The organism is Caldalkalibacillus mannanilyticus JCM 10596 (assembly GCF_000615945.1).
GTDB lineage: Bacteria > Bacillota > Bacilli > Caldalkalibacillales > JCM-10596 > Bacillus_AT > Bacillus_AT mannanilyticus.
Genome location: NZ_BAMO01000018.1, coordinates 43,960 through 56,188, shown reverse-complemented (window position 1 = coordinate 56,188; position 12,229 = coordinate 43,960). Strand labels below are relative to the sequence as shown.

The 12,229-nt window shown below is 39.4% G+C and carries 10 protein-coding genes and 2 pseudogenes; 8 read left to right on the top strand and 4 right to left on the bottom strand.

Translation table 11 applies throughout. The features are described 5' to 3' along the window. Window positions 1–33 precede the first annotated feature (33 nt). From mobA to JCM10596_RS11320, 7 genes and pseudogenes are all read left to right on the top strand, one after another. A complete protein-coding gene (mobA, locus tag JCM10596_RS11340; RefSeq protein ID WP_025027231.1) occupies window positions 34–627 on the top strand; it encodes a molybdenum cofactor guanylyltransferase in 594 nt (197 codons plus the stop codon). Window positions 628–1,156: 529 nt separating this feature from the next. Beyond that, window positions 1,157–3,772 carry a bifunctional acetaldehyde-CoA/alcohol dehydrogenase gene (gene adhE / locus JCM10596_RS11335; protein WP_025027230.1) on the top strand — a complete coding sequence of 872 codons (2,616 nt, stop codon included), beginning with the start codon at window positions 1,157–1,159 and terminating at the stop codon, window positions 3,770–3,772. Window positions 3,773–3,787: 15 nt separating this feature from the next. Beyond that, on the top strand, window positions 3,788–3,931 hold the full coding sequence (locus JCM10596_RS31340; protein ID WP_369345627.1) for a hypothetical protein: 144 nt from the start codon (window positions 3,788–3,790) through the stop codon (window positions 3,929–3,931). Continuing rightward, window positions 3,873–5,526: pseudogene (locus tag JCM10596_RS25130) on the top strand (pyruvate formate lyase family protein); the annotation flags it as partial. The gene JCM10596_RS31340 and the pseudogene JCM10596_RS25130, both read left to right, overlap by 59 nt. Further along, window positions 5,500–6,012, top strand: coding sequence for a glycine radical domain-containing protein (locus tag JCM10596_RS31335; RefSeq protein WP_369345626.1), 513 nt, complete (start codon window positions 5,500–5,502; stop codon window positions 6,010–6,012). The pseudogene JCM10596_RS25130 and the gene JCM10596_RS31335, both read left to right, overlap by 27 nt. A 33-nt stretch (window positions 6,013–6,045) precedes the next feature. After that, window positions 6,046–6,786 carry a pyruvate formate-lyase-activating protein gene (gene pflA / locus JCM10596_RS11325; protein WP_025027229.1) on the top strand — a complete coding sequence of 247 codons (741 nt, stop codon included), beginning with the start codon at window positions 6,046–6,048 and terminating at the stop codon, window positions 6,784–6,786. Between the two features lie 31 nt (window positions 6,787–6,817). Next, window positions 6,818–8,086, top strand: coding sequence for an L-lactate MFS transporter (locus tag JCM10596_RS11320; protein ID WP_025027228.1), 1,269 nt, complete (start codon window positions 6,818–6,820; stop codon window positions 8,084–8,086). 84 nt (window positions 8,087–8,170) lie between these two features. Here the strand turns inward: JCM10596_RS11320 and JCM10596_RS11315 are convergent, their stop codons facing one another. Beyond that, window positions 8,171–8,971: an RDD family protein gene (locus JCM10596_RS11315; protein ID WP_025027227.1), complete on the bottom strand. Its 801-nt coding sequence runs from the start codon at window positions 8,969–8,971 to the stop codon at window positions 8,171–8,173. A gap of 59 nt (window positions 8,972–9,030) precedes the next feature. On the opposite strand from JCM10596_RS11315, the gene JCM10596_RS11310 reads away from it, so the two are divergent. Beyond that, window positions 9,031–10,026, top strand: coding sequence for a stage II sporulation protein M (locus tag JCM10596_RS11310; protein ID WP_025027226.1), 996 nt, complete (start codon window positions 9,031–9,033; stop codon window positions 10,024–10,026). Here JCM10596_RS11310 and JCM10596_RS30245 read toward each other — a convergent pair. From JCM10596_RS30245 to JCM10596_RS25120, 3 genes and pseudogenes are all read right to left on the bottom strand, one after another. After that, window positions 9,993–10,580: a DUF58 domain-containing protein gene (locus tag JCM10596_RS30245; protein ID WP_439644828.1), complete on the bottom strand. Its 588-nt coding sequence runs from the start codon at window positions 10,578–10,580 to the stop codon at window positions 9,993–9,995. The genes JCM10596_RS11310 and JCM10596_RS30245 overlap by 34 nt on opposite strands. Before the next feature lie 11 nt (window positions 10,581–10,591). Beyond that, window positions 10,592–11,359, bottom strand: coding sequence for a DUF58 domain-containing protein (locus JCM10596_RS31660; RefSeq protein WP_439644827.1), 768 nt, complete (start codon window positions 11,357–11,359; stop codon window positions 10,592–10,594). Further along, window positions 11,310–12,229: pseudogene (locus tag JCM10596_RS25120) on the bottom strand (AAA family ATPase). Before JCM10596_RS25120 ends, JCM10596_RS31660 begins: the two are co-directional and overlap by 50 nt.

The window sequence follows — 12,229 nt, the reverse complement described above, 5'->3', positions numbered from 1 at the left end:
CCCTTTATAGTTGAGCTAAGGAGGTGATTCAAAATGCTTACAGGAGTGATCTTAGATTGGGATCGCGCTCAAAATATAGATTTCCCGGTAAATGGCTTTCTCCCCTTTGAAGGAGAATTACTCATTGAACGCCAAATTAAAGAGATGTCTAAAATTTGTGAAGAAATTATCTTAGTTACGAACCAACCCATGGTCTACCTTCCTATTCTAGATAAAAAAATTCGGATTATCACCTCCTCTTCTATAGGAAAAGGAGCTTTAAGCGGGATGCATGCTGCGTTTTCGTTATCAACATACAATCATTTGTGGATGGTCAATTCAGATATGCCTTTTATTTGTTCACGAGCGGCTCAGTTCTTATATGATGTAAAACAAGAGAAAGAATTCGACGCTGTCATCCCCATGATTAAAAATAAGGTAAATCCCTACCATGCTGTGTATGACAAGTCTTGTCTACAAGCCATTGAAACCATGTTAAAAAGAAATTATCAGAACCCTCTAGAAATACTCAGTCAGATTCATTGGCAAGGGATTAGCAGTTCTCAGTTTTTAGAACATAAGATAGATGTAACCTTTATTTATTCGATTAAAACATTACAAGATTATCAAGTTGCCATTAAAGCATAATGGCAGCTTTTTTTGTGCGCAAAAATAAGTTTCGGACATAGTGATTTACATCACAGTATGTGTGTGGCATTTGACCTATGATGGAAAAAATGAACTACAGTAAAAATCATTGTCCCCAAACAACCACACTTGTTTTTATTTTCTATTTTATTTCCTAATTGCTAAAGATGATTAGAAAAGACAAAAAAGATTTTGGATAATTTCGAATTCTGTATATTGATCACATTGATCTAGATGGTTTTAATCCAAATCCAGAGAACACAATTAATCCCATATGGTTCATAAGAACATACTCTAAAAAGGAAGGGGGAACACTTAGGATGAGTTCAAAAAATAACTGAATACATTTCAGTGTAACAAAGAAACAAAAAGGACTTCAATGATCTATGTAACAACATGAATTTGTGAAACAGTTCACAAATTAGTAACATTATCCTGTTTTTTAGTGACGCAAATCACATTAGCCCTGTCACACTATTAGTATAGTTAAGGTGAAAGAAATATATAGAAAGCTTAGGAGGAATGAGAGATGGCCATACAACAAAAGCAAAATACGGAAGAGAACACTCTATCACGGACAATTGACCAATTGGTGGAGAACGCGCAAAAGGCAAGTGCAGAGTATATGAAGTTAGATCAAGAAAAAATCGATGAAATTGTTAAACAAGCTGCACTAGCCGGATTAGGTCGCCATATGGAATTAGCCAAACTGGCACATGAGGAAACAGGTCGAGGAGTATATGAGGATAAGATTATCAAAAACATCTTCGCTACTGAGTACATTTATCACAATATTAAGTACAACAAAACAGTTGGTATTATTGGTGAAAACAAATATGAAGGAATCACTGAAATTGCCGAGCCTGTGGGAATTGTAGCAGGTGTAACTCCAGTGACCAACCCAACCTCAACGACGATGTTCAAAGCCTTAATCAGCTTAAAAACAAGAAACCCAATCATTTTTGCCTTTCACCCTTCTGCTCAAAAAAGTAGCGTAGAAGCTGCTCAAACACTGAGAGATGCTGCCGTTAAAGCTGGAGCACCTGAACATTGTATTCAATGGATCGCTAGTCCCTCTATTGAAGCAACCCAGCTCTTAATGAATCATCCTGGAATTGCTATTGTCTTGGCAACAGGTGGTTCTGGAATGGTTAAATCGGCTTACAGTACAGGTAAGCCTGCCCTTGGCGTAGGTCCTGGTAACGTACCATGCTACATTGAGAAAACAGCCAATGTGAAGCGCGCCGTAACAGATCTTATTCTTTCTAAGACTTTCGACAACGGAATGATTTGTGCCTCAGAACAAGCTGTGATCGTAGATAAAGAAATTTATCAAGAAGTAAAGGATTATATGAAGGAAAATAATTGTCATTTCCTTTCAAAAGCAGAAATTAAAAAAGTAGAAGGACTTGTCATTAATCCTACAACTTGTGCCGTAAACGGAAAAATCGTTGGACTTCCAGCAGCTAAAATCGCTGAAATGGCAGATGTACAAGTACCCGAAGGAACAAAAATCCTGATTGCTGAATTAAACGCAGTAGGTCCAGAAAATCCACTATCTCGTGAAAAATTAAGTCCTGTCCTTGCCTTCTTTAAAGTAAATAGTACAGAGGAAGGAATTCGTCGAGCAGAAGAAATGGTCGAATTCGGTGGAATGGGTCACTCAGCTGTTATTCATTCTACAAATGAAGAAGTCATTCACGAATTTGGACGTCGCCTTAAAACAGGTCGTTTAATTGTAAATTCACCATCTTCTCAAGGAGCCATCGGTGATATCTACAATGCATACATGCCTTCACTGACTTTAGGCTGCGGAACATTTGGTTCCAACTCTACAACGTCAAACGTATCAGCGGTCAATCTTATTAATGTCAAACGATTAGCGAAAAGGACAAATAATATGCAATGGTTTAAAGTTCCACCAAAAATCTATTTTGAAAAAGGTGCTACGAAATACTTAGAAAAAATGCCTAATATCAGCAGAGTGTTCATCGTTACAGATCAAGACATGGTTCGCTTTGGTTATGTTGATCGCGTATTATACTACCTGCGTAAAAGATCTGATCTTGTTCAAGTCGAAGTATTCTCTGATGTAGAGCCAGATCCATCCTTCGAAACTGTCATGAGAGGGACAGAGAAAATGATGAAATTCCAGCCGGATGCTATTATTGCACTAGGTGGAGGATCACCAATGGATGCTGCTAAAGGAATGTGGTTATTTTACGAATATCCAGATGTTGACTTCCAAGGAATTAAGCAAAAGTTCTTAGATATTCGCAAACGTATCTACAAATATCCAAAGCTTGGTGAAAAGACTAAATTTATTGCGATCCCAACCACTTCTGGAACAGGATCTGAAGTGACTTCCTTCTCTGTTATTACAGACAAAGAGAGCGGTACGAAATATCCATTAGCCGATTACGAGCTAACTCCACACGTCGCAATCGTGGACCCAGATTATGTGCTTACTCTTCCGAAAACAGTCACTGCTGATACGGGAATGGACGTTTTAACCCATGCGATTGAAGCGTATGTATCAAATATGGCAAATGATTACACTGACGGGCTTGCCATCAAAGCAATCCAGCTTGTCTTTGAATACCTACCTCAAGCTTATCATAATGGTCAGAATGAAAAGGCAAGAGAAAAAATGCACAATGCTTCTACGATAGCTGGAATGGCATTTGCTAATGCCTTCTTAGGAATAAATCACAGCTTAGCACACAAATTAGGAGCAGAGTTCCATATTGCACACGGTAGAGCAAACACAATCTTAATGCCACACGTCATCCGATTTAACGCTCAAAAGCCGACAAAATTTGCTGCATTCCCTAAATATGAATACTTTGTAGCAGATCAAAAATATGCTGAAATTGCTAAAGCATTAGGCCTTCCTGCGAAAACAGTTGAAGAAGGTGTAGAGAGCTTAATCAATGCTATCATCGGCTTGGCTACAGAATTAAATATTCCTATGAGCATTGCAGAATGTGGTATTGATCAAAAAGAATTTGAAGCAAAAGTAGACCTTCTGGCAGATCGTGCTTTTGAAGATCAATGTACTCCAGCTAATCCGAAAATGCCACTTGTCACTGAGCTTGCTCAAATCTACCGCAATGCTTACAACGGAGTGAAAGGAAAAGAATAAAAGGAGTGAGAAAAGATGAATCAATGGAAAGGATTTAAAACAGGTAAATGGATGGATGAAATCAATGTACGTAATTTCATTCAACTTAACTGGACCCCTTATGAAGGAGATTCCTCCTTCTTGGAGTCCTACCTCCAAAACCAATCAATTATGGGATAAGTGTTTAGAACTACTTGAGCAGGAAAGAAAAAATGGTGGAGTGCTTGATGTTGACACCAAGACTGTATCTACCATTACTTCTCATGCACCTGGATATATAGATGAAGCCTTAGAAACAGTTGTGGGTCTTCAAACAGACGCCCCACTTAGAAGGTCAGTTCAGCCTTCGGCGGTATTCGCATGGCAAAAGATGCTTGTTCAGCTTATGGATTTACTCTCGACTCTGAAGTGGAAAGAATCTTCACTGATTATCGCAAAACTCACAATCAAGGAGTTTTCGATGTCTATACTCCTGAAATGAAAGTAGCGAGAAAAGCAGGAATTATTACGGGCTTACCTGATGCCTATGGTCGTGGAAGAATTATCGGCGATTATAGACGCGTGGCACTATATGGTGTCAACTTCTTAATTGAACAGAAAAAGAAAGATTTAGAAGGATTAAATAACGAGCAAATGTTAGATGAAGTGATCCGTGATCGCGAAGAACTAACAGAACAAATTAGATCCTTACAGGAATTAAAACAAATGGCTGCCAGCTATGGATTCGATATCTCCAATCCAGCGCAGGATGCAGTTCAAGCTATTCAGTGGCTATATTTTGCTTACCTTGCTGCTATCAAAGAACAAAATGGAGCAGCCATGAGCTTAGGGCGTGTGTCTACTTTCTTAGATATTTATATCGAAAGAGATCTAAAAGCAAACAAGCTGACAGAACAAGAAGCACAGGAGCTTATCGATCATTTTATTATGAAGCTTCGATTGGTTAAATTCCTGAGAACTCCAGAGTATAACGAATTATTTAGTGGAGACCCTACTTGGGTTACAGAATCAATCGGTGGAATGACGATGGATGGCAGACCGCTAGTCACTAAGAATTCTTTCCGCTTTCTGCATACATTAGATAATCTTGGTCCAGCTCCAGAACCAAACTTAACTGTTCTTTGGTCTACTGAGCTTCCAGAGAAATTTAAGATCTATTGTGCTCAAATGTCGATTAATACAAGTTCCATTCAATATGAAAATGATGACATTATGAGACCTGAATTTGGCGATGACTATGGGATTGCTTGTTGTGTATCTGCAATGAAAATTGGAAAGCAAATGCAATTCTTTGGTGCACGAGCAACCTAGCGAAAGCCTTGCTTTATGCCATCAACGGTGGAATTGATGAAGAACAAAAAATGCAAGTAGGTCCTAAATTTGAACCAATCACAAATGAATATTTGGATTATGATGATGTGATGGAAAGATACGAGAAGGTCATGGATTGGTTAGCCGGCTTGTATATCAATACATTAAATGTGATCCATTATATGCATGATAAATACTCCTACGAGCGTATTGAAATGGCATTACACGATAAGGAGATTGTTCGAACAATGGCTTGCGGAATTGCGGGTCTTTCCGTTGCAGCAGACTCACTAAGTGCCATTAAACACTCTAAGGTTAGAGTCATACGAGATGCGAACGGTTTAGCTGTCGATTATCAAGTAGAAGGAGAATATCCTCAATTTGGGAATGACGATGACCGTGTTGATGAAATTGCAACTTACCTAGTTACTTCCTTTATGGAAAAGCTAAGAAATCACAAAACGTATCGAAACGCGATTCCTACACTATCTGTATTGACCATTACATCCAATGTAGTTTACGGTAAGAAAACAGGAAATACACCTGATGGAAGAAGAGCTGGTGCTCCATTCGCCCCAGGAGCGAATCCGCTTCATGGACGTGATCGTAACGGTGCCATCGCCTCTTTGAACTCCATCTCGAAAATTCCTTATGAAGATTCATTAGATGGTATTTCGTGCACCTTCTCTATCGTTCCTAAAGCATTAGGAAGAGAAGAAGAAACACGAAACCAAAATTTAAGTGCTATTCTTGACGGTTATATCAGTAAAACAGGGCACCATATTAATGTGAATGTCTTTAACAGAGAAACACTGGAAGATGCTATGAACCATCCTGAGAAGTATCCTCAGCTAACCGTTCGTGTTTCTGGATATGCCGTTAACTTTATCAAGCTAACAAAAGAACAACAATTAGATGTCATTTCGCGAACGTTCCACGAAAAGGTGTAACGGTTACTAGATAGATCAAAGGAGAGATTCACTATGAAAGGGCGTATTCATTCTATAGAAACATGTGGGACTGTCGATGGTCCAGGGATCAGATTTGTCATTTTCATGCAAGGATGCCTACTACGTTGCAGATATTGTCACAATCCAGATACCTGGGACTTTCAAGGTGGTCAGGAAATATCCGTAGAGGAACTCATGAATCGTATTGAACGATACGCCCCTTATATGAAGTTTTCTGGAGGAGGAGTTACGGTTAGTGGAGGAGAACCACTTCTTCAGCTTGAGTTTATTACGCATTTCTTTAAAGAATGTAAGAAACGAGGAATTCATACAGCTCTTGATACTTCAGCAGGCTGTTTAACAGGAAACATAGAACAGATCAAGGGCGTAGATGAATTATTACACTATACAGATCTCGTATTATTAGATATTAAACTAATGGATGAGGATAAGCACCGTCAATTAACGGGAGTAGCCAATCAAAAAATCCTGCAATTTGCTCGTACCCTTTCGGAAAAGAAAGTCGATGTGTGGATCAGACACGTATTGGTACCCGGCATCACTGACGATGAGAAAGATCTGAATGACTTAGCTCGATTTATTCAATCTCTATCTAATGTAAAAAAAGTGGAGGTCCTGCCCTATCACCAAATGGGCGTCTACAAATGGAAAGAATTAGGACTCACTTATACCTTAGATCATGTCGTTCCTCCATCTGATGAGGAAGTTCTTCGAGTATCAAAGCTGTTATCTTCTCAAATCTCTCCTACTTGATTCCTACGTCTATAAACAGAGGAGATTACGTATGAAAAAAATAAAAAATCGTTGGTTCATCGCTCTTGCTGCTGTTGGTGTACACATCTCTATAGGCTCTGTCTACGCTTGGAGTGTATTTACCAAGCCTTTAATGAATCAATTTTCATGGAGCCTGAAAGAAGTTTCACTGACCTTTAGTATCGCCATTCTTTTCTTAGGGTTATCAGCGTCCTTTATGGGGCATTTTGTAGAGAAATATGGACCTAGAAGATCAGGTATCATCGCTGCTACTTTCTTCGGTCTCGGAATTGCAGGATCTGGTTTGGCTATTATGGCTGAATCCTTACTTCTGCTTTATCTGTTTTATGGTGTATTTGGAGGAATTGGGCTGGGGATCGGTTATATCACTCCAGTTTCTTCCTTGGTGAAATGGTTCCCCGATCGACGAGGGTTAGCGACTGGACTAGCCATTATGGGATTTGGCTTTGCTTCTCTGATTAGTAGTCCTATTCTTGCTAGATTGATAGATCAACTCGGTTTATCGCTCACCTTCTTCATTGCAGGAGCCGTCTATTTCTGTGTGATGATTTTAGCAGCAAGCTATCTAGAAGCTCCTCCAGAGGGATGGGCACCAGCTGCTGCCACAAGTAAGGAAAACTCACCTTATACAGTACAAGTCAAAGAAGATTTATCTCAGCTTACTGCGAATGAAGCGGTCAAAACAAAACGTTTTTGGGCATTATGGATTATGTTATTTATAAATGTTACTTGTGGTATTGCCATCATCTCTGTTGCCTCTCCAATGGCACAAGAAATTGCTGGAATGTCTACTATTGCAGCAGCCAGCATGGTAGGTTTGATGGGATTATTTAATGGATTAGGAAGGATCGGATGGGCTACGATTTCTGATTATATCGGCAGACCCAATGTCTATACCATCTTCTTCCTGATTCAGATCGCAGCCTTTATGTTACTCCCATCCTTAACCACTGCCATCGCTTTTCAAATCGCTATTTTCTTAATCATGAGCTGTTATGGTGGAGGTTTCTCTTCCATTCCTGCTTATATTGGTGATCTATTTGGAACAAAGCAATTAGGAGCGATCCATGGATATATCTTGACAGCCTGGGCTTCTGCTGGTTTAGCAGGACCATTACTTGCTTCATGGATCAGAGAAACCACAAATAGCTATACAGCAACACTGACTATTTTTGCTATGCTATTTGTCGTCGCTTTCCTCATTTCTATGTTGATCCGCTTAGACATTAATCGGCTTCGAAAAGCAAATCAAGCCCTTAATGTACTCTCGAAGCAGTAGGTCTACTCAGTAGTAAGTAAATACAGAAATCATTAATTAGAACAGCAGCTCCTCCCATTAGAGGATCTGGCTGTTCTATTTCTGTTATACTTCCCATTCATCTTTTAATTGTTGATACAGAGCTAATAGAAAGGAAGTCGATGCTTCCATTGTTTTGGAAGAATACTCTAAATCAAGAACTTTGATAAAATGTGCAGCGATCGTCTTGCTATACTCTTCTTCTTTCTCCTTGGTTAAGGTAGACAGTCTCTCGATAAAACTATTCAGCAATTTCCAATCCTCTATTTTTATATGCTGCTTTTGATATTCGGTCAGACACCATTCAGTGGGGATCGTAGCTGCCCTTTTCTGTAAAAGCTTCTCTTTTTGTTCCTTGTCCTTTTGACGGATTTTCCCCTCATCCAAAACAACAATGGTTCCAGCTATCATATCTCCTATTCTTTTTTCCTTGGAATGAAAAAAAGAAACTAAGCCACCTAAGAAATAAAAGCTTGGCAGCATATCAATAATGCGAAAGAAGTTACGTAAGACAGAGGAAAGGAATGTCAATGCCTGACCGTTTTCTTGAATCACGCGGATTCCCATTACTTTTTTCCCTACGGTCTGTCCTCCATTGGCATATTCCATGATGATAAAATATCCGACTAGAAGTATTGCTAGAGCAATAAGAACGATCGAAATGATATATCCTTGTATCCATTCTGCTCCATCATATGTTAAAATTGTAACAAGAAGAGCAATATAGGCGACAATACTAATCACTGCAATAATGAGTACATCAATCACATGTGCGGCAACTCTACTCCCAATCCCTGCTGTTTTAAATTGGAGCTGTACATGTTCAGGGGTGACAACGCTTGTTTTATTTTGCCAATGTTGAGTCATGAAATCATCACTCCTTCGTGTGTAATGTAGAATTTCATTAATAGAAAGGAAGGGCACTATTGAAACTATCTTTTTTTATCAAGGAGAACAAGGAAACTTGGTCTCAGTTAGAAACCCTCATACATAAATTTCAAAAGAAACAGAAGGAAATAAGCGCAGAGGATATTGACCTGCTTACTTCTCTCTACAAGCAAATCTCTACCCATGTTTCCTATGCACAAACCTATTTTCCAACGGATGAGATTACGATCTATTTGAATGAACTTATCACTCAAGCACATCATATTTTATATAAAGAACAGTTTAAAAGTAAGCATCAGCTAGCTTACTTCTTCAAAGAATATTTCATTACTTTAATCAGAAAAAGACATCTTTTTATTCTCTTTGCTTTTCTTCTTTTTTTCATTGGAGCCTTGTCAGGATATATTGCGGTTCAACAAGACCCCTTAAATGTGTATGTGATCTTACCTGCTCAAATTGCCGAAAATGTAGACCCTCACCGCGTAGGTGAAGGACATGACCAGATTAGTAATCCCTTAATGTCTTCCGCTATTATGCTTAATAACATCAAAGTAGCGATTATGGCTTTTGTCGGGGGAATCACTTTCGGGCTCTTTACGATTTACGCGATGCTTTATAATGGATTAATTGTCGGAGCCTTAGCCGCCGTCTTTCACCAAGCAGGAAAAAGCTATATTTTTTGGGCCTATATTCTGCCACATGGAATCATTGAATTAACGGTTATTTTTATCGCGGGTGGAGCTGGACTTTATATGGGGTACAGGATGTTCGTACCTGGTTCCTATCCTCGATTCAAGCAATTACGTATCTCGGCGCTCGAATCCCTCCAGCTTTTGCTTGGAACGATTCCTCTGTTTGTCATTGCGGGAATCATTGAGGGATATATTACCCCATCACAGCTTTCTTTAGAAGCAAAGTATGCTTTTGCTATCAGTACTCTTCTCTTCCTTGTGATGTACTATTTATACGGTCTGTCACAACATTATAAATCATTGCGAGATCATAAAATGTCGCGCGCTTTCGCTTCTAAGTAACTATTTAATGTTGATAAAGCCAATTGGTTAGCAGGGACATCGAGCACACGGATGCCATTGCTAGCCATTTTTGTTGTGTACTCATGGCGATCCATTGAAAATTTATAAGCTAGACTTTTAATGTAAGCATCTTGTGAACTCTCAATGTGCTTCTGGGTCCATTGATATAGGACGGGGTCCCTTAAGGACAATAACAAAAGAAGATGCTGTCTTCTAAATCTGCTCAACGTTGGAGCCAAATGCTTTTCAAATAGATAGTTTTCCATATCCGAAAACAATACCATAAAGCTTCTTTTTTTATGATGCCTTTGAAGCATTTCAAAGGTAATTTGATAATTTGACTCTACAAAATCACTACTGAGAGAATAGATCGATTCTAAAATAAGGTTAAGATGGGACATTCCTTTCCCAAAGGGAACATAGGCTTTTATCTGATCAGAAAAAGCAATAAGTGACACTTGATCTCCTTGGCGTAATGCCACTGTTGCCAGAATACAAGCAGCTTCGATCGTTCGATCTAATTTGGTTTGGTTTTCTAATTCAACTCCCATCATCCTTCCGCAATCTAGAAGAATGGTGACACTTTTCCCTTTTTCAGGCTGAAAACGTTCGTCATCAGTTTATGCTGTCGTGCAGAAGCTGTCCAGTTAATAAAGCGAGGGTCATCATCAGGCACATATTCCCGAATAGAATTAAATTCAGACCCTGTTCTTATTCTCCTATTCACTTTCTTGCCCTCTAAAATCAGTTCTTCCTGCGTTGAAGCAAGATATCCTCTGACAGATGAAAGGTCTGGATAAACTTTCACTTCATGCGTTTGTTCTATTTTTGATTGTTTCATCCATAGTCCCAATCCACCCCAATAACGAAAATACAGGTAATTGAGCTGAAATTGTCCTCTTTCTTTGGCACGTACCTGATATTGAACGTACGTCGATGGCTTGGTCAAACTTCCTTCTACTATTCCCGGATGCTCAAATTCGATTGGGAAATCATCCGTCACGGAAAAAGAAAGAGGCTGACCCGATTCATTGATGATTTCAATTGCCGCCTCAATTTCTTCCCCTACATCTACCTTTTCAGGAAAATGCCTATTTATGCGAAGCTGCTTCTGCTTTGGCAGCATATAGAGATCAATACAGCTTAGAAGAAGAATAAGACCGTTAAACACTACTAATAAATAAAGACCTCCTTCAAAAAAAGCGCCGATCGAGATGAAAATCATTCCACCAAGCAGCAAGATAATAAGACGCTTGGTAGGAACAATAAAATTTTCAATCTTATTAACGAGGAACTGGAATAGAGGCCAACGTTTCTTTGATGATTTGGTCACTTGATCCTCCCTCCAGTTCTACTTGAGGTGTGACAATAATACGATGTCGCAAAACAGGTAAAGAGATCACCTTCACATCATCAGGGGTGACATAATCGCGCCCTTCAAGTAAAGCCCATGCCTTACTTGCCATTAAGAGAGCAATACTGGCACGTGGCTCGCACCCAATTGAATTCGATTGGATTCTCTCGTCCTTCTAATAATAGAGGTGATGTAGTCGATGATGGAGTCCTCTACCACAACCTTTTCCAGCTCTTGACGCTTGCTTCGTAAATCATCAATGCTAAAGATCTCCTCTAGCTTGCTTTCTGCTTTCTCGTAATAAGGTGTATAAGATGAAAGGATGGCTTTCTCTCCCTCTAGTGTGGGATAGTCAATAATAATCTTAAAAAAGAAACGATCTAATTGAGCCTCAGGTAAACGATAGGTCCCCTCATACTCAACCGGATTTTGAGTGGCAATAACGAAAAAAGGATCTGGCAGCGGATAGGTTTCGCCATGGATGGTGACCTGCCGCTCTTCCATTGCCTCTAACAGTGCCGCTTGAGTTTTGGGTGGGGTTCGGTTGATCTCATCCGCTAGCAGCCAGTTTGTAAATACAGGACCTTTAATCGTTTCAAATCGATTTTCCTTCATATTAAAAATCATATTTCCTGTCACATCACTCGGCATCATGTCTGGTGTAAACTGAATACGCTTGTATTGTCCGCCCAATAATGTCGCCATGGTTTTCACCATTTTAGTTTTCCCTAAGCCTGGTACCCCCTCCAGTAAGACATGCCCACCGGCTAGGAAAGATGCCAGCATCAGCCTTATATTTTGTTGTTGACTAAAAATGATGGAGTCCATTTTGGTTAACACTCTTTCCAT

Bases quoted from the DNA above. Each gene is read 5' to 3' on its own strand.
- mobA (WP_025027231.1), top strand. From the start codon at position 34: ATGCTTACAGGAGTGATCTTAGATTGGGATCGCGCTCAAAATATAGAT.
- adhE (WP_025027230.1), top strand. From the start codon at position 1,157: ATGGCCATACAACAAAAGCAAAATACGGAAGAGAACACTCTATCACGG.
- JCM10596_RS31340 (WP_369345627.1), top strand. From the start codon at position 3,788: ATGAATCAATGGAAAGGATTTAAAACAGGTAAATGGATGGATGAAATC.
- JCM10596_RS31335 (WP_369345626.1), top strand. From the start codon at position 5,500: ATGGAAAAGCTAAGAAATCACAAAACGTATCGAAACGCGATTCCTACA.
- pflA (WP_025027229.1), top strand. From the start codon at position 6,046: ATGAAAGGGCGTATTCATTCTATAGAAACATGTGGGACTGTCGATGGT.
- JCM10596_RS11320 (WP_025027228.1), top strand. From the start codon at position 6,818: ATGAAAAAAATAAAAAATCGTTGGTTCATCGCTCTTGCTGCTGTTGGT.
- JCM10596_RS11315 (WP_025027227.1), bottom strand. From the start codon at position 8,971: ATGACTCAACATTGGCAAAATAAAACAAGCGTTGTCACCCCTGAACAT.
- JCM10596_RS30245 (WP_439644828.1), bottom strand. From the start codon at position 10,580: ATGATGGGAGTTGAATTAGAAAACCAAACCAAATTAGATCGAACGATC.